We start from the raw sequence: 21933 nt of genomic DNA, 5'->3' as shown, positions 1-21933 counted from the left end.
AATCATGCTCCTTGGGCATGGGACGGAGTCTCTGCGGCCGGGCTCGAAGGATTCTGTCCCTCGGTGGCCGAGGCGGCGGAGGGCCCGCCCCTACGTGCACGCCAGGCGTTACGCAGCATTTCGTGCCACCGCGGACGTTTGCGCGGCGGGACATGGTCCACACCGCCCAGCGACCACGGATTGCACCGCAGGATGCGCCAGGCGGTGAGTGCCGTTCCCTTGATCGCACCGTGCCGGTCGATGGCCTGGTAGCCGTAGTGGGAGCACGACGGGTAGTACTTGCACACCGGCCCCAGCAGCGGGCTGATGGTCCACTGGTACAGCTTGATCAGCGCCAGCAGCGGGTACTTCATCGTGCGCCCCCTCCCAGCAGCCGCTGAACGGCGGCATCCAGGTCTCGGGCCAGCTGTTCATAATCGGCGTCGCCCGCCTCGGGCAGCGCTCGTACGACTACCAGGCTACCGGGGGGAAACAGGGCCACCCTGTCGCGCATCAGATGGCGAAGCCTGCGCTTCACCTTGTTGCGCACCACAGCACCGCCCACGGCCTTGCTCACGACGAAACCCGCACGCGTCGGGGGAGCGCTCTCCCCAGGCGCGTGCGGGTCCGTGGCACCGCTACGAAAGTGGACGACGAGACACGGGCGGCCGGCCCGGCGCCCTCGTCGTACCGCGGTCGCGAAGTCCTCGCGCCGCCTCAGCCGGTTCTCGGTGGGCAGCACGACGGCATGACCTGACCGGTATCAGGCGGACAGGCTGGCGCGACCCTTGCTGCGGCGGTTCGCCAGAATCGCGCGGCCGGCACGGGTACGCATCCGCAGACGGAAGCCGTGGGTCTTGGCGCGACGACGGTTGTTCGGCTGGAAGGTGCGCTTGCTCACTCGGGGGCTCCAGAAATCAATCGGTGGTGGCGGGTGCCGTCCTGGCTGTCACCGTGCGCCCACGAGTAGCTCGCAGTTACGCCCGTGTGCACCGCTTCCCGATCACCCGAAGTGATCTGTGCCCATCGGAGGCAGGCGGCAGCAGCCATCGACAACTCGACCTGGTTACGGTACGCGCGGCTACGCCATCCGGTCAAACCAGTGGTCACCAGGAGACACTATCCACAGGCTGGGGACAACAACTTGAACCGCACCCGTCGCCCTGACTACCGTGGCTGAACTCCGATTCGTTCCCTTGACCCCTGCATTTCGGCTCCACCCCATTTGAATCCCGACTCGTCCCAGAACCACACGTTCGTGGGACCCGTGAGAGAGCGTGCCCTGTGGCTGACGTACCTGCCGATCTTGCCGCAGTGTGGCCACGCGTACTCGAGCAACTTCTCGGTGAGGGCCGCGTCCAGGGCGTGGAGGCGAAGGACGAGCACTGGATCCGGCGCTGCCAGCCGCTCGCGCTGGTCGCCGACACCGCCCTGCTCGCCGTACCGAACGAATTTGCGAAAGGCGTACTGGAGGGCCGACTGGCCCCGGCCGTCAGTGAGACACTGAGCCGCGAGTGCGGCCGCCCGATCCGCATCGCGATCACCGTCGACGACTCCGCGGGCGAGCCCCAGGCCCCGCCCGCGCCTCCGGCCCCCCGGCCCCAGTCCCGCTACGAGGAGCCCGAGCTCCCCTCCAACCAGTACGACGGCTCGTACGACAACCAGTACGAGGGCTACGGCCGCCACCGCGCGGACGACTCCCCCCCGGGTCGCGGCGAACAGCGCCCCGGACACCAGGGCGACCGCGAACCCCGCCCGGACCAGCTCCCCACCGCGCGCCCCGCCTACCCCTCGGAGTACCAGCGCCCCGAGCCCGGCGGCTGGCCACGGCCGACGCAGGACCAGTACAGCTGGCAGCAACAGCGGCTCGGCTTCCCGGAGCGCGACCCCTACGCCTCGCCGTCGCAGGAGCCCTATCCGCAGGAGCCGTACCCGCAGGACTCGTACGGCCCTCCGTCACAGGACTACCGTCCGCAGCCGATGGAGCGCTCGTCCTACGACAGCCAGCGCTCCGACTACGACCAGCGGCCGGACTACGACAAGCCCCGCTCCGACTACGACCAGCGCGACACCCGCCGGGAGCTGCCCGATCCGCCGCCCGGCTCCGGGCGGGTCCACCGCGGCGGCCCGGTCGGCTCCAACCTGCCCACCACCGGCGCCCCCGGCCCGCTGGCCGCGCAGCCCGCGCCCGCGACCGGACCCGGTGAGCCCACCGCACGGCTGAACCCGAAGTACCTCTTCGACACGTTCGTCATCGGCGCCTCCAACCGCTTCGCGCACGCGGCCGCGGTGGCAGTCGCCGAAGCGCCGGCCAAGGCCTACAACCCCCTGTTCATCTACGGGGAGTCGGGGCTCGGCAAGACCCACCTGCTGCACGCCATCGGGCACTACGCGCGCAGCCTGTATCCCGGCACGCGCGTGCGGTACGTGAGCTCGGAGGAGTTCACCAACGAGTTCATCAACTCCATCCGCGACGGCAAGGGCGACAGCTTCCGCAAGCGCTACCGCGAAATGGACATCCTGCTCGTCGACGACATCCAGTTCCTCGCGGACAAGGAGTCGACGCAGGAGGAGTTCTTCCACACCTTCAACACGCTCCACAACGCGAACAAGCAGATCGTCCTCTCCAGCGACCGGCCGCCCAAGCAGCTGGTCACACTGGAGGACCGCCTGCGGAACCGTTTCGAGTGGGGACTGATCACCGACGTCCAGCCGCCCGAGCTGGAGACACGGATCGCGATCCTGCGCAAGAAAGCGGTGCAGGAGCAGCTCAACGCTCCGCCGGAGGTCCTGGAGTTCATCGCCTCCCGCATCTCGCGCAACATCCGCGAGCTGGAGGGCGCGTTGATCCGGGTGACGGCGTTCGCATCGCTCAACCGACAGCCGGTGGATCTGGGCCTGACCGAGATCGTGCTGAAGGACCTGATCCCCGGCGGCGAGGACTCGGCCCCCGAGATCACGTCCACGGCCATCATGAGCGCCACGGCCGACTACTTCGGTCTGACCGTCGAGGACCTGTGCGGCACCTCGCGCGGCCGCGCGCTCGTCACGGCCCGCCAGATCGCCATGTACCTGTGCCGCGAGCTGACGGACCTCTCCCTGCCGAAGATCGGCGCGCTGTTCGGCGGCCGCGACCACACGACCGTGATGCACGCGGACCGCAAGATCCGCAATCTGATGGCCGAGCGACGCTCCATCTACAACCAGGTGACCGAGCTGACGAACCGCATCAAGAACGGCTGACACAGGCGCGGGCAGAGGCAGAGTCACGGCGGTACCAACGCCGAAGGGCGCCCTGGGGACAAGGTCCCGGGGCGCCCTTCGTCATGCCTGAGGTCACGCCGCCGTTGCCTGCTGTTCGATTCCCCGCCGGGTTACGGCCTCCCTCCACAGATGTGGTGACTTTTTGCCGTCCACATCCTGGGGACCGCGAAGTTGTCCAGATCGCCGTCCACAGGCTGCCTGGTGAAAGACCATCAGGCCAGGTCAGGTGGTTGTGGATTCGTGGACGAACGATCTCCACAGACTGTGGACGGCGCGATGATCCACAGGCTGTGCACCGAGTTGTCCACCGGCAACCCACAGGCTGGAGTCGGTTGTCCCCAGCGATCACCGGCTTCTCCACATGCCTGTCCACTGTTCGGCAACGCGACGCGCCTGATCACCGGGTCGAGTGAAAGGCGTCACACGAAGGTGCCGGGTTGGGCTGTGGGAAAGCCGGCCAAAGCTGGGGACGGCGCTGGGGAGAACTCGCCTCTGCCTGTGCACGGAGTGTGCAGAACTTTCTGTTCTCCACAGACAGGCTCAGTTGTCCACCGGCGTCGCCCACAGGGCCGGTGGACAAAATTCCTGCTCTGAGCTGGGAAAACAGGGTTATCCACGGTATCCACAGCCCCTACTACTACTCCCAACTAGAGAGAGCTGGGAATCCGTTTCGAAGTGGGGCCTGTGCACAACTCGCTGTCCGGTGCCCGGCTGCCCCTCGTCACGACTTGACCCCGAGAGGCACCTACTGTCAGTGGGGTGCGTCAGACTGTTCCCCGGTGTCCTTCCCGGCACAGGGACCGACGACACCGAGACAGACGACGAAGCCAGGCAGGCCGAGCAGCGCCGGCAACAGCAGGAGGCGGCAACAGTGAAGATCCGGGTGGAACGCGACGTACTCGCGGAGGCAGTGGCCTGGGCGGCGCGCAGCCTCCCGGCCCGTCCGCCGGCGCCTGTCCTCGCCGGCCTTCTCCTGAAGGCCGAGGAGGGCCAGCTGAGCCTGTCCAGCTTCGACTACGAGGTCTCCGCGCGGGTCTCCGTGGAGGCCGAGGTCGAGGAGGAGGGCACGGTGCTGGTCTCCGGCCGCCTGCTCGCCGACATCTGCCGCGCCCTGCCCAACCGCCCGGTGGAGATTTCCACAGACGGTGTACGGGCCACGGTGGTCTGCGGCTCCTCGCGGTTCACACTCCACACCCTGCCTGTGGAGGAGTACCCGGCGCTGCCGCAGATGCCGAGCGCCACGGGCACCGTCCCCGGTGAGGTCTTCGCGTCCGCCGCCGCCCAGGTGGCCATCGCCGCGGGGCGTGACGACACGCTCCCGGTGCTGACCGGTGTGCGCATCGAGATCGAGGGCGACACCGTCACGCTGGCGTCCACCGACCGCTACCGCTTCGCCGTCCGCGAGTTCCTGTGGAAGCCGGAGAACCCGGAGGCGTCCGCGGTCGCCCTGGTGCCCGCCAAGACGCTCCTGGACACCGCCAAGGCGCTCACGAGCGGCGACAGCGTCATCCTGGCGCTGTCCGGCTCGGGTGCGGGCGAGGGCCTGATCGGCTTCGAGGGCGCGGGCCGCCGTACGACCACGCGTCTGCTCGAGGGCGACCTGCCGAAGTACCGCTCGCTGTTCCCGACGGAGTTCAACTCCGTCGCCGTGATCGAGACCGCCCCCTTCGTGGAGGCCGTCAAGCGTGTGGCCCTGGTCGCCGAGCGCAACACCCCGGTGCGGCTGAGCTTCGAGCAGGGCGTGCTGATCCTGGAGGCCGGTTCCAGCGACGACGCACAGGCTGTGGAAAGGGTGGACGCGCAGTTGGAGGGCGACGACGTCTCGATCGCCTTCAACCCGACCTTCCTGCTGGACGGCCTGAGCGCCATCGACTCGCCGGTGGCCCAGCTCTCCTTCACGACGTCCACCAAGCCGGCGCTGCTCAGCGGCAAGCCGGCCCTGGACGCCGAGGCGGACGAGGCCTACAAGTACCTGATCATGCCGGTGCGCCTCAGCGGCTGAGCGCCCAAGCGGCTGAGTCAAAGCCCCAGGTGGGGGCATACGTTTGAGCGCGTATGCCCACAGGTGTGCGTGAGCGTCCGGGTTTAGGCTCGTACGTGGGTACGAAGGTGCCCCACATGCCACAGCAACCTAAGGAACCACTGATGGAGCTCGGTCTCATCGGCCTCGGCAAGATGGGCGGCAACATGCGCGAGCGGATCCGCCGCGCAGGCCACACCGTGATCGGATACGACCGCAATCCGGACCTCGCCGATGTCCACAGCCTGAAGGAGCTTGTGGACGCGTTGCAGGGCCCGCGGGTCGTGTGGGTGATGGTCCCGGCCGGTGCGCCGACTCAGGCGACCATCGACGAGCTGGCCGAGCTCCTGGAGCCGGGCGACGTCGTGGTGGACGGCGGGAACTCCCGCTGGACGGACGACGAGAAGCACGCCGGGGAGCTGGCCGCCAAGGGCATCGGCTTCGTCGACTGCGGTGTCTCGGGCGGTGTGTGGGGCCTGGAGAACGGCTATGCGCTGATGTTCGGCGGCGACGCGGAGAACGTCGCCAAGGTGCAGCCGGTCTTCGACGCCCTCAAGCCCGAGGGTGACGCCGGTGCGGTGCACGCGGGCAAGGTGGGAGCCGGCCACTTCGCCAAGATGGTCCACAACGGCATCGAGTACGCGATGATGCAGGCCTATGCCGAGGGCTGGGAGCTGCTGGAGAAGGTCGACTCCGTGACCGACGTCCGGGAGGTCTTCCGCTCCTGGCAGGAGGGCACGGTCATCCGTTCCTGGCTGCTCGACCTCGCGGTCAACGCCCTCGACGAGGACGAGCACCTGGACAAGCTGCGTGGTTTCGCACAGGACTCCGGCGAGGGCCGGTGGACCGTGGAGGCCGCCATCGACCACGCGGTGCCGCTGCCGGCGATCACTGCGTCCCTGTTCGCGCGGTTCGCGTCCCGCCAGGACGACTCGCCGCAGATGAAGATGATCGCGGCGCTGCGCAACCAGTTCGGCGGCCACGCGGTCGAGACGAAGTAATCCACAGGGCTGCGGAGCAATCCACAGGCCGCGGTCCACAAGCTGGGGGAGGTCGGCGACCGACCATGCACGTCACGCACCTGTCGCTGGCCGACTTCCGCTCGTACGCCCGGGTCGAAGTTCCGCTCGACCCGGGCGTCACCGCGTTCGTGGGCCCCAACGGGCAGGGCAAGACGAACCTGGTCGAGGCGATCGGCTACCTCGCCACCCTCGGCAGCCACCGGGTCGCCTCCGACGCCCCCCTGGTCCGTATGGGCGCCGACCGTGCGATCGTCCGGGCGCAGGTCCGGCAGGGTGAGCGGCAGCAGCTGGTCGAGCTGGAGCTGAACCCCGGCAAGGCGAACCGGGCCCGCATCAACAGGTCCTCGCAGGTCAGGCCCCGTGATGTGCTCGGGATCGTGCGCACGGTGCTGTTCGCGCCGGAGGACCTCGCGCTGGTGAAGGGCGACCCGGGCGAGCGGCGCCGCTTCCTGGACGAGCTGATCACCGCGCGCTCCCCGCGCATGGCCGGCGTCCGCTCCGACTACGAGCGGGTCCTCAAGCAGCGCAACACCCTCCTGAAGTCGGCCGCCCTCGCGAGGCGGCACGGCGGCCGCTCGATGGACCTGTCCACCCTCGACGTGTGGGACCAGCACCTCGCGCGTGTGGGCGCCGAGTTGCTCGCCCAGCGTCTCGACCTGATCGCCGCGCTCCAGCCGCTGGCCGACAAGGCGTACGAGCAACTGGCACCCGGCGGCGGCCCGGTCGCCCTGGAGTACAAGCCGTCCGCGCCGGGCGAGGCACACACGCGTGAGGCGCTCCACGAGCAGCTCATGGCGGCGCTCGCCGAGGTGCGCAAGCAGGAGATCGAGCGGGGCGTGACCCTCGTAGGGCCGCATCGGGACGATGTGAATCTCAAGCTGGGTCAGTTGCCCGCCAAGGGGTACGCCTCGCACGGCGAGTCCTGGTCGTACGCGCTGGCGCTGCGCCTGGCGTCGTACGACCTGCTCAGGGCCGAGGGCAATGAGCCCGTGCTGATCCTCGACGACGTGTTCGCCGAGTTGGACACCCGTCGCCGTGAGCGTCTGGCCGAGCTGGTCGCGCCCGGTGAGCAGGTCCTGGTGACGGCGGCGGTCGACGACGACGTGCCGCATGTGCTGGCGGGGACGCGGTACACCGTGTCCGAGGGGACGGTGGAGCGCGCATGACCGACGAACAACTCCCTGCCGAGAAGCCTGAGCCGAGTGCCGAACCCTCCGGCGTCGACCTCGCGCGCGTGGCGCTGCGGGCGGCGAAGGCACAGGCACGCGCGCGTGGGGACGCGGCGCAGCAGAAGCGGCAGGCGCGGCGTGGAGGCGGTCTGCGCTCCGGTGCGCGCGCCGACGGACGCGACCCGATGGCCTTCGGTGCCGCCATCAACCGCTTGATCACCGAGCGCGGCTGGGAGACGCCGGCCGCGGTGGGCGGGGTGATGGGGCGCTGGCCGCAGATCGTGGGCGAGGACCTGGCCAAGCACTGTGTGCCGGAGAAGTACGACGAGGACGAGCGGGTCCTGATGGTGCGCTGTGATTCCACGGCCTGGGCGACGAACCTGCGGCTGCTGGCCCCGCAGTTGGTGGCCCGCCTGAATGAGGATCTCGGGCACGGCGCCGTGAACCTGATCAAGGTGAACGGCCCCGGCGGACCTCCTCGTCGCTACGGTCCGCTGCGTGCTCCCGGCAGCACGGGACCCGGCGACACCTACGGGTGACAGACATCACATCCAGGGCGTCGGCGGTGCCTTCGAGGCGCCGCCGACGCCTTTGTCGTGGCACTGCACGCGGTTGCGAATCTGGACGTGACTCCCAAGTAGCCAAGGGTTGACGGCCGGAAGCGCTGAGTGCCTCCGTGAGCCTCTTGGAGCCCCGCTCCGTATATGGGGACCCGGAAGACGCCGGTTCAGGGCGGCACATGCGGACTCAGGTACCGGCAAACCCCCATCACTGTCGGCGCTACCGGTAGACTGGAAGCCGATCCCGCCCCGAACGTGGGGACCGCCCGGGAGAAGCTGAGCAACGCTGATCAAGGCTTACCAACGCAACATGCCGCAGCCGCTCCGGCAACCCGCCGACGAGCCCGGCTCGTGCTGTGCCAGAAAGGGCGCTTCGTGGCCGATTCCGGCAACCCCAACGAGAACATTCCGTCCACCGACGCCGAGGCGACCTCGTCGAACGGCGAGGTAACCGCCTCGTACGACGCCAGCGCCATCACCGTCCTCGAGGGTCTGGACGCGGTCCGCAAGCGACCCGGTATGTACATCGGCTCGACCGGCGAGCGCGGCCTGCACCACCTGGTGCAGGAGGTCGTCGACAACTCCGTCGACGAGGCGCTGGCCGGCCACGCGGACACCATCGACGTGACGATCCTCGCCGACGGTGGCGTGCGCGTCGTCGACAACGGCCGCGGTATCCCGGTGGGCATCGTCCCCTCCGAGGGCAAACCGGCCGTCGAGGTCGTGCTGACGGTGCTGCACGCGGGCGGCAAGTTCGGTGGCGGCGGCTACGCGGTCTCCGGCGGTCTGCACGGCGTGGGTGTCTCCGTCGTGAACGCCCTGTCGACCAAGGTGGCCGTCGAGATCAAGACCGACGGCTACCGCTGGACGCAGGACTACAAGCTGGGTGTCCCGACGGCCCCGCTGGCCCAGCACGAGGCCACGGACGAGCACGGCACCACGGTCACCTTCTGGGCCGACCCGGACATCTTCGAGACCACCGAGTACTCCTTCGAGACGCTCTCGCGGCGCTTCCAGGAGATGGCGTTCCTCAACAAGGGTCTGAGGATCAACCTCACCGACGAGCGCGAGTCGGCGAAGGCCACCGCCGGCGCGGACGAGGCGGGCGAGGACGAGAAGTACGAGGTCAAGACCGTCTCGTACCACTACGAGGGCGGCATCGTCGACTTCGTGAAGTACCTCAACTCCCGCAAGGGAGAGGTCGTCCACCCCACCGTGATCGACCTCGAGGCCGAGGACAAGGACAAGAGCCTCTCCCTCGAGCTCGCGATGCAGTGGAACGGCGGTTACAGCGAGGGTGTGTACTCCTTCGCCAACATCATCCACACGCATGAGGGCGGCACGCACGAAGAGGGCTTCCGTTCCGCGCTGACCTCGCTGATCAACAAGTACGCGCGCGACAAGAAGCTGCTGCGGGAGAAGGACGACAACCTCACGGGTGACGACATCCGCGAGGGTCTGACCGCGATCATCTCGGTGAAGCTGGGTGAGCCGCAGTTCGAGGGGCAGACCAAGACCAAGCTGGGCAACACCGAGGTGAAGACCTTCGTCCAGAAGGTCGTCTACGAACACCTCACCGACTGGCTGGACCGCAATCCCGTCGAGGCCGCGGACATCATCCGCAAGAGCATCCAGGCGGCCACCGCGCGCGTGGCGGCCCGCAAGGCGCGCGACCTGACCCGTCGCAAAGGTCTTCTGGAGACCGCGTCCCTGCCGGGCAAGCTCTCCGACTGCCAGTCGAACGACCCCACCAAGTGCGAGATCTTCATCGTCGAGGGTGACTCCGCCGGCGGCTCGGCCAAGTCCGGCCGGAACCCCGAGTACCAGGCGATCCTCCCGATCCGCGGCAAGATCCTGAACGTCGAGAAGGCCCGGATCGACAAGATCCTGCAGAACCAGGAGATCCAGGCGCTGATCTCGGCCTTCGGCACCGGGGTCCACGAGGACTTCGACATCGCGAGGCTGCGCTATCACAAGATCATCCTGATGGCGGACGCCGACGTCGACGGCCAGCACATCTCCACCCTGCTGCTGACCTTCCTGTTCCGCTTCATGCGGCCGCTGGTCGAGGCCGGGCACGTGTACCTGTCCCGTCCTCCGCTGTACAAGATCAAGTGGGGCCGGGACGACATCGAGTACGCCTACTCCGACCGCGAGCGCGACGCGCTGATCGAGATGGGCCGCCAGCGCGGCAAGCGCATCCGCGAGGACTCCATCCAGCGCTTCAAGGGTCTCGGCGAGATGAACGCCGAGGAGCTGCGCATCACGACCATGGACCAGGAGCACCGCGTCCTTGGCCAGGTCACCCTCGACGACGCCGCCCAGGCCGACGATCTGTTCTCCGTCCTGATGGGCGAGGACGTCGAGGCCCGCCGCCAGTTCATCCAGCGCAACGCCAAGGACGTCCGGTTCCTCGACATCTGAGTCGGTCTCAGCTGACCGCACCAGGAAGGATCTTCACCAGCAATGGCCGACGAGAACATTCCAGTCACGCCCGAGGGTGACGGCATTATCGCCCAGCGTGTCGAGCCTGTCGGGCTCGAGACGGAGATGCAGCGTTCGTACCTGGACTACGCGATGTCCGTCATCGTGTCCCGTGCGCTGCCGGACGTCCGGGACGGTCTCAAGCCCGTCCACCGCCGCGTCCTGTACGCCATGTACGACGGCGGGTACCGCCCCGAGCGCGGCTTCTACAAGTGCGCGCGCGTGGTCGGCGACGTCATGGGCAACTACCACCCGCACGGCGACTCCTCGATCTACGACGCCCTGGTGCGCCTCGCCCAGCCGTGGTCGATGCGGATGCCGCTGGTGGACTCCAACGGCAACTTCGGCTCCCCGGGCAACGACCCGGCGGCGGCGATGCGCTACACCGAGTGCAAGATGGCGCCGCTGTCGATGGAGATGGTCCGTGACATCGACGAGGAGACCGTCGACTTCACGGACAACTACGACGGCCGCTCCCAGGAGCCGACCGTCCTGCCGGCGCGCTTCCCGAACCTGCTGATCAACGGCTCGGCCGGTATCGCGGTCGGCATGGCGACCAACATCCCGCCGCACAACCTGCGCGAGGTCGCCGCCGGCGCCCAGTGGTACCTGGAGAACCCCGAGGCCTCGCACGAGGAGCTGCTGGACGCGCTCATGGAGCGCATCAAGGGCCCCGACTTCCCGACCGGCGCCCTCGTCGTCGGCCGCAAGGGCATCGAGGAGGCGTACCGCACGGGCCGTGGCTCGATCACCATGCGTGCGGTCGTCGAGGTCGAGGAGATCCAGAACCGCCAGTGCCTGGTGGTCACGGAGCTGCCGTACCAGACCAACCCCGACAACCTCGCGCAGAAGATCGCCGACCTGGTGAAGGACGGCAAGGTCGGCGGCATCGCGGACGTCCGGGACGAGACGTCGTCGCGTACGGGTCAGCGGCTCGTGATCGTGCTGAAGCGTGACGCGGTCGCCAAGGTCGTTCTCAACAACCTCTACAAGCACACGGACCTGCAGTCGAACTTCGGCGCCAACATGCTGGCGCTCGTCGACGGCGTCCCGCGCACGCTGTCCCTGGACGCGTTCATCCGGCACTGGGTGGCGCACCAGATCGAGGTCATCGTCCGCCGTACGAAGTTCCGGCTGCGCAAGGCCGAGGAGCGGGCGCACATCCTGCGCGGCCTGCTGAAGGCCCTGGACGCCATCGACGAGGTCATCGCGCTGATCCGGCGCAGCGACACCGTCGACATCGCGCGCACGGGCCTGATGGAGCTCCTGGAGATCGACGAGATCCAGGCCAACGCCATCCTCGAGATGCAGCTGCGCCGGCTCGCCGCCCTGGAGCGTCAGAAGATCGTCCAGGAGCACGACGAACTCCAGGCGAAGATCACCGAGTACAACGAGATCCTCGCCTCGCCGGTCCGCCAGCGCGGCATCGTCAGCGCCGAACTCGCCGCGATCGTCGAGAAGTACGGCGACGACCGCAAGACCATGCTGGTGCCCTACGACGGTGACATGTCCATCGAGGACCTCATCGCCGAGGAGGACATCGTCGTCACCATCACGCGTGGCGGCTACATCAAGCGGACCAAGACCGAGGACTACCGTTCGCAGAAGCGGGGCGGCAAGGGCGTACGCGGGGCGAAGCTGAAGCAGGACGACATCGTCGACCACTTCTTCGTCTCCACCACGCACCACTGGCTGCTGTTCTTCACCAACAAGGGCCGCGTCTACCGGGCCAAGGCGTACGAACTGCCGGACGCCGGGCGGGACGCGCGGGGCCAGCACGTCGCCAACCTGCTGGCCTTCCAGCCGGACGAGGCGATCGCCGAGATCCTCGCGATCCGCGACTACGACGCCGCGCCGTACCTGGTGCTCGCCACGAAGGCGGGTCTGGTCAAGAAGACGTCACTGAAGGATTACGACTCTCCGCGTTCCGGTGGCGTCATCGCCATCAATCTGCGGGAGCGTGAGGACGGTTCGGACGACGAACTGATCGGCGCCGAACTCGTCTCGGCCGACAGTGATCTGCTTCTGATCAGCAAGAAGGCGCAGTCGATCAGGTTCACCGCCTCGGACGACACCCTGCGTCCCATGGGCCGTGCCACCTCGGGTGTCAAGGGCATGAGTTTCCGCGAGGGCGACGAACTGCTCTCGATGAATGTTGTTCGACCCGGTACGTTCGTGTTCACTGCTACGGACGGCGGGTACGCGAAGCGCACCCCTGTCGACGAGTACCGCGTCCAGGGTCGCGGCGGCCTCGGCATCAAGGCTGCCAAGATCGTGGAGGACCGCGGATCGCTCGTCGGAGCGCTGGTGGTCGAGGAGACCGACGAGATCCTCGCCATCACGCTGTCCGGCGGTGTGATTCGTACGCGAGTCAGCGGAGTCAGGGAGACGGGCCGTGACACCATGGGCGTCCAACTGATCAACCTGGGCAAGCGCGATGCCGTGGTCGGCATCGCACGTAACGCCGAGGCGGGACGCGAGGCGGAGGAGATCGACGGCGATGTGGCCGACGACGAGACCGCCGAGACCATCGGCACGGACGAGGGTGAGGCGCCCTCGGCCGAGTAGCACGAGGAGTGAGTCATCGTGAGCGGAGCCACGGGCGCCGGATCGACCGGAACCTCTACGGGGTCCACCCCCGGCACGGAGGCGGATGGCGGCGGCCGTGGCTCTGCCGCGCGTGCTGCGGAGGCGCGGCCGGCAGAGCCGCACCCAACAGATACGCACACGACTCAACTCAAGGCGATCAAGCCGCCCGCGACGGACTCGCGCTCGCCCGAGACTCATGGATCCCAGGGGGGACCTGTGACGGACACCCAGCCGACGGCGCCCGCCGCCCCACCGAAGGGGGCGGCCGTACCGCAGCCCCAGCCTTCGCCCTCCCCGCTGCCGGGGGAACGGCAGCCGCAGCAGCAGGCTGGTCCGTACCACCCGCCGCAGGCCTACCCGGCCCAGGCCACCCAGGCCGGTGCCGTACGCCGCCCGCGCACCGGTGCGCGCACCATGCCCCGTACCCGCAAGGCACGGCTGCGGGTGGCCAAGGCCGACCCGTGGTCCGTCATGAAGGTCAGCTTCCTGCTCTCCATCGCGCTCGGCATCTGCACGATCGTCGCCGCCGCCGTGCTGTGGATGGTCATGGACGCGATGGGCGTCTTCTCGACGGTCGGCGGCACCATCTCCGAGGCGACCGGCTCGAACGAGTCGAACGGCTTCGACCTCCAGGCGTTCCTCTCCCTGCCGAACGTCCTGATGTTCACGTCGATCATCGCGGTCATCGACGTCGTCCTCGCGACGGCGCTCGCGACCCTCGGCGCGTTCATCTACAACCTCTCCGCGGGCTTCGTCGGCGGCGTCGAGCTGACGCTGGCCGAGGACGAGTAACGCTGCCCCGAACGTGCGGGGGCGGTCCCCGGGGAACCGATTTTGGGACTGCCCACGTCGTGCGCTAATCTTCAGGAGTCAGCGCGCGGGACACACTCCCGCAGAGCACGGCGGGGCTATAGCTCAGTTGGTTAGAGCGCATCCCTGATAAGGATGAGGCCACAGGTTCAAATCCTGTTAGCCCCACCAGCACGAAAACCCTCAGCCGATCATGGTTGGGGGTTTTTGTCATCTACGACTGACATCGGTCCTCGCTGCCGTGTCGGTCGCCTGTCCTCTGGTCTCCTGGGCCGACGGCCTCAGTGAGAAGGTCTGGGCGGATCATCCTCTTGGGCACTGCGGCGGATGTTCCGTGCGGTGCTGTGCCGTGTGGTGCTGTGCGCGACGTCGTCACTTCTCAAGCGCTTCTTCGATGGGTCTCTGCTGCGTCTTCGGTCTTCTCGGGCGGGGTGGCCGTGCCGTCAGGCGCAGTCCGCTCCAGCCCGTTCCGCAGTGTCCACTTCCGTGTCCGGGTGCGCGGCCGCGTCCGTGTCGCCGTGGGAGCGGGGCCGGCAGCTGGGACTCTTGCCGTGGGCCTCAGCCCGGATGCGCTGCTTCATCGTGGGGGGCAGTGACCTGACGTAGGACCAGAGACCGTGGGACATCGCCGGGGGCTCCGGGCGGGCGGCGGTGCTGTTGCGGGCCGACTGGGTATGCGGTACGGCAGCGGCGGCGGTCGTCGTGATGAGGCCGAGTGCCGTGAGCAGCGCCAGGAAGGCGGTGATGACGACGGTCCACAGCTTCATGACCTTGTTCCGGGCCATGATCCCTCACTTTCGGGTCGGGCGATTTGCGTACTTTCCTCATGATGTGTATGGACGTCGTGAAATCACGGACCTGAGGCTGTGGCGCGTCGATCTTCAGATGAACACCACACGGATGGGTGCATGAGTGGCGAAAAAGTGGAGAACCGGGGCGATAGAGGCTGAAGTGACCGTCCGTGAGCGTGTGATCGCCATGTGATCACACGCTGATCGGATGTCCCTGTTCCGCTTCTACTGGGCCGTTCCCGACGGGAGTTGAGGGCCCGAAGGCAGGTCACCGATCGGTCTCGGTCGGTGTGTATAGTCGGGCGCCAGAGGTCCCCTACGTCAACGAAAGACGAGGTCGCGCGGTGAAGAAGCTTCTCCTGGTCGCACTGGCCGCCATCGGCGGGCTCCTCGTGTACCGCCAGATCCAGGCGGATCGCGCCGAGCAGGATCTGTGGACGGAGGCGACTGACTCCGTGCCCACGGGTTCGTGAGTTCCGACATCCGATTCTGAGCAGACCCCGGCCGTCGTTGCGGTCGGGGTTTTGTGTTGCCCGGGCTTTCGGACGGTCGTACGGATTGCGAGGGTGCGCGGTGGCCGGGCGGGGCAGGATGGGCCACGGCCGACCGGCTGACGGTCGTAGGAGCTGGGGCGCGGGCACGGAGGGGTGGCGCGGGATGGGGCGGCGTACGGCGTGGTGGCGGGTGGCCCTCGTGGGGGGCGTACTGGGCGCGGTGGCCGGTGCGCCGGGAACTCCGGGCTTCGCGGCCCCGGTCTCTCCCACCACGGTTACCTCTCCCTCCACACCCGCCTCTCCTTCTTCCTCCACATCTGCCTCTCCCCCTCCCTCTGCTACTACGGCTTCCTCGTACGCCTTCGCCGAAGACGCCCCGTCGGTCACCGGAGCGACGGCCACCGCGGACGCCGAGCGCCTCGAACCCGGCACCACGTACCGGAGTTCGCTGCCGAGCGACGGGAAGGTCTACTACCGCCTCGTACTCGACGGCACGTCGACCGTGTACGTCGCCGCGACTGCCGTACCCCCGACGGACGCCGCGGTCACCCCCACGGAAGGCGTCAGGGTGTCCGTGCAGGACGCCGACGGCCGTTCCTGCTCCGCGGCGGACACCGCCAGCATCGGCGCCGGCCGCAGCCCGCGCCCCCTCACCGTGTGGGCCGCACGTCAGCTCCCGTCGAGCCGGTCGCTGTGCCGGGGCGCCGGCACGTACTACGTCGTCGTCGAACGAGTGCTGCGCACCGAGTCCGCGCCGGGGGACTGGGGCCTCGAGCTCGCGCCTGTGTCAGAGCCGCGGCTGCGGAAGGCCGCTTCGACCACCAGTGCGCCCGAGGCCTGGGACTCGGCCACGCCCTCGCCCCCCGGCGGGGAGAGCGTGCGACTGCGGGGCGGCGGGGGCTTCGGCTCGGCGACCGCGCTGAAGCAGGGAGTCTGGCGCGACGAGGTACGACCCGGGCAGACGCTGTTCTACGAGATGCCGGTCGACTGGGGACAGCAGGTGTACGCGACCGCCGACCTGAGCAGTGCGAGCGGTGGCGGGGCCGGCGGGGGCTTTGTGCCGGGGGGCGTGAACCTGGCGCTGTACAACCCCGTGCGCGGACTCGTCGACGACACGAGCATCAGTTACAACGGCAGCCGGAAGTCGGGCGCGCTCGCTGCCGTGCCGCCGGTCGGGTACGACAACCGGTACGCCGTTTCCGACCGGGTGGGCGGGATGCGGTTCGCCGGGTCCTACTACCTCGTCGTGCATCTCGCCGCCCGGGTGGGCGAGGAGTTCGGGGACGGACCGTTCGGACTGACGCTGCGAGTGAGGGTGAAGGGAACGGCGACGGCCGGGCCCGGTTACGCGGGGCAGTCCGAGCCCTCGGGGATCTTCCAGGTGGGGCTTCTCGGGCAGGGCTCGGGGACTGTGGGGGACGCGGGCGCGAGCGATGGGGACGGGGGTGGCGGCGCCGGGATGAAGCTGGTGGCCGCCGGGGGGATCGGGGCGGGGACCTTGGTGTTGGTGGTTCTCGGGGTGTGGGTCGTGGTGGGGCGCCGGAGGGCTGCCGGGGTGTAGGGCCTTCCAGTCTCAGACCTGAGTGAGCGCCCAGAACCCCACGGCGTAGCAGACCAGGGCCAGGAGCAGGAGAGGGATCGCCACCTTCGCGGGCGGGCCTGTGCGGCGTGCCCGCGAAAGTCGTGGGGCGGGACGTGGAACCTGCGGGCTCTGAGCGGTGTACGAAGCAGTAGAGGTGCCAGCGGTACCAACGGTGCCGGCGTGCTGCTGGTGCGGTGTCGATGTCGGCGCTGGCGGGGGGAAGGGCAGGGCGTGAGTGGGGGGTGTGGGGTCGTAGGGGGAGTGAGCCGCTGGGGTGGCAGGCCAGTGGGGTTGTGCGTGTGCCTGCTGGTGGAGGTGGTGCGGCTGTGCCTGGTGCTCCGGCGAAGGGGAGGGCTGCCGGGAGTGGGAGTCCGTGGGCCGGGGCGGCGGCAGACGGAAGCTGCCGGTGTCCGACACAGGGGGCGAGCTGGTGGGAGCGGGCCATTGGGTTCCGCGGCCTGTGGTGGGGGAGAACGCATCGGTACCTGGAGAGGGCAGGGAGTCGGCCTCGCGGGGCCAGGGCGGCGGGTCGGCCTGTTCGGGCCATGGCGCCGGGTTCGATTCCCTGGGCCAGGACGTGGAGTTCGTCTCCGCGGGCCAGGGTGGTGTGTTTCCACCCCTTCCTCCAGGCCAGGATTGCTGTCCGTTACCTTCACCGGGCCAGGAGGGAGCCCGGCTCGGGTCACCGGGCTGGAATGCGCCCCGCCCATTTCCGTCGCCGGATCGGGAGGAAGCGTCACCCGCATCGCCGGGCCGCGATCCCACCCCGTTTCCTTCACCGAACCACGAGGGTGTTCCACCCGCCTGACCTGGCCGGGAAACCACGCCGCTGCTCTGGCCGGGCCACGAAGGCACCTCGCCGGCACCACCGGCCTCCCCAGTGCCGGCGCCGGCCCCAGCACCACCCACCCCTTCACCGGCCCCCCGCCAGAAAGCCCCCGCATGTCCCCCACCGCCCCCAAAGGAACCCCCGCCTCGATCACCCGTTCCGAACCGTGCTCCTCCCCCCGTCCCGGACCCCCCGTTCCGTGTCCGGTTCGGGTCGACGCCCGGTGCTCGCTCGAATGGTCCCTCCGGGCCGAACCCAGGGGGCAGGGGGCCGAGTTGGTCGAAGATTTCTATGGACTCGTCGTCGGGGCCGGGGTCGGGAAGGAGTTCTCTGGCGGCGGCGAGGGCTTTACGGGCCCCCGTGGCCGTGCGGAAGCGAGCCTGGGGGTCCGGTTGGAGGAGGGAGGCCACGACCTGCCACAGCGGTTCGGGAACGCTCTGGGGCGCGCCAGGAGTGCCGTGGGCGGCGAAGTACTGGATGAGTGCCTTGGCGTCGGGCTTGGCGCCCTCCAGGAGATACAGCGCGACCAGGCCGACGGCGAACAGGTCGGCGGGGAAGTCCGGTTCCGCACCCATCATCTGCTCGGGCGCGAGATAACCGGGCGTGCCCACCACGAGGTTGGTCTCGGTCAGACGGGGTTCGCCCAGCCGCATCGCGATGCCGAAGTCGGACAGCCGCAGCCGCGGCCGGGCGGTACCGGTGGCTTCCAACAGGATGTTGGCGGGCTTGATGTCACGGTGCACCACACCTTCCGCGTGCACCGCGGCCAGACCGGCGAGGAGCTGGTCGACCAGGGTGCAGACGAACGCGGGTGGCAGGGGACCGTAGTCCCCGACCAGATGGACCAGCGAGCCGCCGGCGACCAGGTCCATGGTGAACAGGACCTTGTCGTCGTCGGCCGCCCAGCTGGCGGGCGCCAGGACATGGGGGTGGTCGATCCGCAGGGCCTGTTCACGGACGAAGCGCAGCAGGGAGTGGGCGTCGCTCTGCAGCAGGACCTTGGCGGCCACGTAACGGCGGCGCCGGTGGTCCCAGGCACGCCAGACGGCGCCGACGCCTCCGCGTCCGATCGGATCGGCCAGCTCGTACCGGCCGGCGAACACCTCACCCATGACTGCGCGTCGCTCCTCCCCCTGCGGTTACCCCCCTTGCTTCCCCCTCGATGAGCGATACGACCCCTCGTGGCCTCCCGGATGAGAGATACGGCCCCGTGTTCCTCGTCTCCTCGGCGGCTGACACACCCCCGCGTGTCAGCCCCCGGTGAGGAGCGCGACCCCCTCGCGCCCCTCCGTGCCGCCTGCACAGCCCCCGGCCCGGCCGCCGAACCCCTTCGGCCACCGGACGGACGGCTCAGTTCTGGTGGGACTGGTAGTGCGTGACCGCGTCGGACGTACGGCCGGCCCCGTAGACCCGGAGGAACTCTGCCAGTTCCGGATGGGTCGGCGCGAGAGTGTCGGCCGCGTCGATGATGTCTCCCGCGGCGGCCACCGAGCGCAGCAGCGACTGGATCTCGCGGACGACCCGCTTGACCGTCGGCGCGCCCGAACTGCTCGTCGTGGCCGTGGTGTTGCTGAGCACCGAACCCCCCTGCGACTTCTTGATCTCGTCCATGCGCTCGGTCGCCTCGGCCGCGCTCACGCTGCCGTCCGCGACCTGCCCCGCCAGATCCTGCAGCAACTGCACCCGCTGGACCACGGCGGGATTGCCGATCTTCGCCCGCTGACCACTCATCAGCTGGGACAGCATCGGAGCCGACAGTCCCAGCACCCCCGCGAGACGAGCCTGGTTGAGCCCCAGGTCATCTATGAGCTTACGGAAGAGCGCCCCCAGCGGCTCCCCATACCAGTTCCGCTGCAGTTCCCGCGCTCTTGCGGTCGCTTCCTGCTGTGCGGCGTCCATGTGCGTCTCCCCATCGCTTCCCCAAAAAACCGTGGTTCGCGACAGCGAACCCCGCCGAGCATCTTACGGAGAGTGGTCGTTCGCGGGGACCCCCAATCCTTTTTGCGGAATACCCCGGGTGACCCGGTACTCTGGTCTGCGACGCCCACCGGCACGTGGTTCCTCCGGCGGACGTTCCTCTTCCCGGGGCCTTAGCTCAGTTGGTAGAGCGCTGTCTTTGCATGGCAGATGTCAGGGGTTCGACTCCCCTAGGCTCCACACCAGAAAACCCCTCCGACCTGCGAATACGCGGGCGGAGGGGTTTTTCGTGCACACCGGGAACCCCGGCCGGATCAGCTTCGACGTGTCCTGCAAGCCTCCGGATCACACGCCGGACACCCGGCCGACCCCCGCCGCCGTACCGGCCTACCTCATCAGCGACCGGTACACCGCGGACGACCGCGGATGGGCCCGGCAGCCCCACACGCCGTGCGGGCAGTAGTCGGTGATGGCCTGGTAGAGCGGGCGCTGCCGGGCGAACCAGGTGAGCATGCCGCGCATGTACACCGGGTCGTCGCCGTTCTCGTACAGACCCCACTCCTGGTACGAGAAGGGTTTGCCGTGGGCGCGGGCGAAGCGGACATGGGCGCGCAGACCGTACGGCTCGCTCACCTGCTCGGTGAAACGCAGCCCGCGCGGGGCGTCGTAGGCATCCATACCGATGATGTCGACGACCTCATCCCCCGGATAGCAGCGCGGCCACGGGATCGCTTCACGGCCGCGGTTGGGCGTGAACTCGAAGCGGAAACCCTGACCGGACACCGAGCGCATCGCGCGCACGATCCTCGCCCAGTACCGCTTCCACGCGACCGGATCCGGACCGCAGCGGTGGCTGTACGTGGTGCCGTTCATCTCCCAGCCGAGAACGACGATCGTGTCCGGGACACCGAGAGCCGTCAACCGCCTGGCCAGCACGCGGAAATGACCGTCGTAGTCACCGCGCGCCCCACGCCGAAGCTGCTCACGGACCGCACGGTCGGGCAGGTGGGCCTCCGCGCGTTCCAGCATCGGCACGTTCAGGACGAACATCCGCCGCGCACCGGCCCGGCGCCACGCCGCCCAGGACTCCAGATAACCCGGCCCTCCCTCAATGTTGCTCCAGCGGTCACCCGGCAGATACACGTGCCCCACCCGGGGCGCGGGCCCACCGAGCCAGGCACCGAGCGCGCCCAGCCGCCCCACGTCAGCCCGCTCATAGCCGACGTACGCGCCGTACGCGGAAGCCGCCCCGGGCCCGGGGGCACGGGCGGTGCAGCCCGAGGCCAGAAGCAGCAGTACGACGGCCAGGGCGAGCGGCCCGCGGCGCGAGAGCTTCATCAGGGCAGCGGTCCGTCCGGTGCGAAAACAGGTCTCCGCGACAGTGACGCACCAGGGCCCCACCGCGCCGCTCCGGCCACACCGTCGGGTGAACACGACGGTGGGGCGGAGAAACTCCGCCCCACCACTGGTACACGCCGGCGAAAACCGGCGTCAGCGCCCTTCGTCGTGCTGCGCGGCGTCCTCCTCGGCCTCCTTCGCCTGAACCTCCGGATCCAGGACGGACTGACCGCTGCCGTCCACGGACGTCAGCCGGCCCGTCTCGGACACCTCGGTCGCGGCGGGCGGCTCGACCAACCAGTCAGGATTGGCCTGCTTGTCCCACCACTTCCAGGCGGCGTAAGCACCCCCCGCCACGAGGCCCGCGACCGCCAACGCCTTGGCGAGCCGTCCTGCACGGGCCCGCCGCTCGTGCTTGCGGATCAGCTTCTGGACCTCCTTGGGAGAGACCTGGCCACGCAGTGCGGCCAGTGCGGCCGCACTGCGGGCTGTGGCCTCCCCGGCGACCGGACCGGCCGCGGCAACGGCCTGCTCGATCTTCGGGCGGGAATAGTCGGCGGCCTGCCGAGCTGCCTTACGCGTGCGTACGGCGGCCTGGTCGACCTTCGGCGGAACATGCGTACGGGCCTGCTCCAGGCGCGGCGCGAGATGAGCGCCGTACTGGACACGCGCCTGCTCGGCCGCCTGCGAGACCTTAGGCGCGAGCCGTACGCGTGCCTCGGTCGCGTAGTGCGAGGCCTTGTCCTTGGCCGTGTCGGCGTAGGGCGCCACCACTTCCGCGGCGTGCAGCACGCTGTCCTTCGCCGAGCCGGTCGCGGCGCGCACGCTGTCGATGCGGGTCACGGGATCCTCCTCCTCGGTGGCGTATGGTATTTCGACTTTCCACCCTTTTACGGATCATGCCTGCCGGAGTGCAGCCCGGCACCTGAGGGCGGGCATCCGGATCAATAACGGATGAATACGTAACAACAGGAGCTTGCCGACGACAATGCCACGGATCGCCGCCGTGCGCCCCTGCCCGACCGATCCTCGGCCGGATCCGTGCGAGGATCGGTCGGGCACAAGCAGACAACGGAAGGCAGATC

Annotated in this window: 18 protein-coding genes and 2 tRNA genes; 12 read left to right on the top strand and 8 right to left on the bottom strand. The window is 68.9% G+C overall.

Annotated elements, in window-relative coordinates; genetic code table 11:
- Positions 1–2: 2 nt before the first annotated feature.
- From yidD to rpmH, 3 genes are read right to left on the bottom strand one after another with little or no spacing between them, the layout of a single operon-like run.
- Positions 3–353 (bottom strand): membrane protein insertion efficiency factor YidD, encoded by a 351-nt coding sequence (yidD, locus tag ACIRP7_RS11555; protein WP_031036269.1) that lies wholly within the window; start codon positions 351–353, stop codon positions 3–5.
- Positions 350–721: a ribonuclease P protein component gene (rnpA, locus tag ACIRP7_RS11550; RefSeq protein ID WP_352387201.1), complete on the bottom strand. Its 372-nt coding sequence runs from the start codon at positions 719–721 to the stop codon at positions 350–352. The genes yidD and rnpA overlap by 4 nt, the downstream gene beginning before the upstream one ends.
- Before the next feature lie 21 nt (positions 722–742).
- Positions 743–880, bottom strand: coding sequence for a 50S ribosomal protein L34 (rpmH, locus tag ACIRP7_RS11545; RefSeq protein ID WP_005482975.1), 138 nt, complete (start codon positions 878–880; stop codon positions 743–745).
- A gap of 383 nt (positions 881–1263) precedes the next feature.
- On the opposite strand from rpmH, the gene dnaA reads away from it, so the two are divergent.
- The 9 genes from dnaA (at position 1264) to ACIRP7_RS11500 (ending at position 14068) form a co-directional block, all read left to right on the top strand.
- The gene (gene dnaA, locus ACIRP7_RS11540) at positions 1264–3222 is read left to right on the top strand and encodes a chromosomal replication initiator protein DnaA (protein WP_403656607.1); all 1959 of its coding nucleotides are present in this window, start codon (positions 1264–1266) and stop codon (positions 3220–3222) included.
- Positions 3223–4114: 892 nt separating this feature from the next.
- Complete coding sequence (dnaN, locus tag ACIRP7_RS11535; RefSeq protein ID WP_020119489.1) at positions 4115–5245, top strand: DNA polymerase III subunit beta; 1131 nt, start codon at positions 4115–4117, stop codon at positions 5243–5245.
- A 143-nt stretch (positions 5246–5388) separates the two neighbouring features.
- The gene (gene gnd / locus ACIRP7_RS11530; RefSeq protein WP_403657131.1) at positions 5389–6264 is read left to right on the top strand and encodes a phosphogluconate dehydrogenase (NAD(+)-dependent, decarboxylating); all 876 of its coding nucleotides are present in this window, start codon (positions 5389–5391) and stop codon (positions 6262–6264) included.
- A 65-nt stretch (positions 6265–6329) separates the two neighbouring features.
- Positions 6330–7451 carry a DNA replication/repair protein RecF gene (recF, locus tag ACIRP7_RS11525; protein ID WP_403656604.1) on the top strand — a complete coding sequence of 374 codons (1122 nt, stop codon included), beginning with the start codon at positions 6330–6332 and terminating at the stop codon, positions 7449–7451.
- Complete coding sequence (locus ACIRP7_RS11520; protein ID WP_403656602.1) at positions 7448–7993, top strand: DUF721 domain-containing protein; 546 nt, start codon at positions 7448–7450, stop codon at positions 7991–7993. The genes recF and ACIRP7_RS11520 overlap by 4 nt, the downstream gene beginning before the upstream one ends.
- A 396-nt stretch (positions 7994–8389) precedes the next feature.
- Positions 8390–10438: a DNA topoisomerase (ATP-hydrolyzing) subunit B gene (gyrB, locus tag ACIRP7_RS11515; RefSeq protein ID WP_403656599.1), complete on the top strand. Its 2049-nt coding sequence runs from the start codon at positions 8390–8392 to the stop codon at positions 10436–10438.
- Between the two features lie 42 nt (positions 10439–10480).
- The gene (gene gyrA / locus ACIRP7_RS11510; protein ID WP_403656596.1) at positions 10481–13066 is read left to right on the top strand and encodes a DNA gyrase subunit A; all 2586 of its coding nucleotides are present in this window, start codon (positions 10481–10483) and stop codon (positions 13064–13066) included.
- An 18-nt stretch (positions 13067–13084) separates the two neighbouring features.
- Positions 13085–13879 carry a DUF3566 domain-containing protein gene (locus tag ACIRP7_RS11505; protein ID WP_403656593.1) on the top strand — a complete coding sequence of 265 codons (795 nt, stop codon included), beginning with the start codon at positions 13085–13087 and terminating at the stop codon, positions 13877–13879.
- A gap of 112 nt (positions 13880–13991) precedes the next feature.
- Positions 13992–14068: transfer RNA gene (locus tag ACIRP7_RS11500), tRNA-Ile, on the top strand.
- Positions 14069–14340: 272 nt separating this feature from the next.
- Here the strand turns inward: ACIRP7_RS11500 and ACIRP7_RS11495 are convergent.
- Positions 14341–14682: a DUF6344 domain-containing protein gene (locus ACIRP7_RS11495; RefSeq protein ID WP_403656590.1), complete on the bottom strand. Its 342-nt coding sequence runs from the start codon at positions 14680–14682 to the stop codon at positions 14341–14343.
- Positions 14683–15032: 350 nt separating this feature from the next.
- Between ACIRP7_RS11495 and ACIRP7_RS11490 the strand changes: the two genes are divergently transcribed.
- Positions 15033–15161, top strand: a complete 129-nt coding sequence (locus ACIRP7_RS11490) for a DLW-39 family protein (protein ID WP_003999697.1) — start codon at positions 15033–15035, stop codon at positions 15159–15161.
- A 184-nt stretch (positions 15162–15345) separates the two neighbouring features.
- The gene (locus ACIRP7_RS11485; protein ID WP_403656588.1) at positions 15346–16743 is read left to right on the top strand and encodes a hypothetical protein; all 1398 of its coding nucleotides are present in this window, start codon (positions 15346–15348) and stop codon (positions 16741–16743) included.
- A gap of 12 nt (positions 16744–16755) precedes the next feature.
- On the opposite strand, the gene ACIRP7_RS11480 is transcribed toward ACIRP7_RS11485, so the two are convergent.
- Both ACIRP7_RS11480 and ACIRP7_RS11475 read right to left on the bottom strand, forming a co-directional pair.
- Positions 16756–18705 carry a protein kinase gene (locus tag ACIRP7_RS11480; RefSeq protein WP_403656586.1) on the bottom strand — a complete coding sequence of 650 codons (1950 nt, stop codon included), beginning with the start codon at positions 18703–18705 and terminating at the stop codon, positions 16756–16758.
- A gap of 238 nt (positions 18706–18943) precedes the next feature.
- Positions 18944–19492 carry a DNA-binding protein gene (locus tag ACIRP7_RS11475; protein ID WP_352387221.1) on the bottom strand — a complete coding sequence of 183 codons (549 nt, stop codon included), beginning with the start codon at positions 19490–19492 and terminating at the stop codon, positions 18944–18946.
- A gap of 185 nt (positions 19493–19677) precedes the next feature.
- Here ACIRP7_RS11475 and ACIRP7_RS11470 point away from each other — a divergent pair.
- Positions 19678–19750 (top strand) — tRNA-Ala (locus ACIRP7_RS11470).
- A 147-nt stretch (positions 19751–19897) separates the two neighbouring features.
- Here ACIRP7_RS11470 and ACIRP7_RS11465 read toward each other — a convergent pair.
- Together ACIRP7_RS11465 and ACIRP7_RS11460 are read right to left on the bottom strand one after the other, a co-directional pair.
- Positions 19898–20848, bottom strand: coding sequence for a glycoside hydrolase family 26 protein (locus tag ACIRP7_RS11465; RefSeq protein ID WP_403656584.1), 951 nt, complete (start codon positions 20846–20848; stop codon positions 19898–19900).
- 153 nt (positions 20849–21001) lie between these two features.
- Positions 21002–21691: a DUF5324 family protein gene (locus ACIRP7_RS11460; RefSeq protein ID WP_403656582.1), complete on the bottom strand. Its 690-nt coding sequence runs from the start codon at positions 21689–21691 to the stop codon at positions 21002–21004.
- Between the last annotated feature and the right edge of the window lie 242 nt (positions 21692–21933).

The sequence above is a fragment of the Streptomyces sp. NPDC102270 genome, assembly GCF_044766405.1.
In the GTDB taxonomy this organism is placed as follows: domain Bacteria; phylum Actinomycetota; class Actinomycetes; order Streptomycetales; family Streptomycetaceae; genus Streptomyces.
The sequence above is the reverse complement of the archived record's forward strand: the minus strand, read 5'-3'. Positions and strand labels throughout refer to the sequence as shown.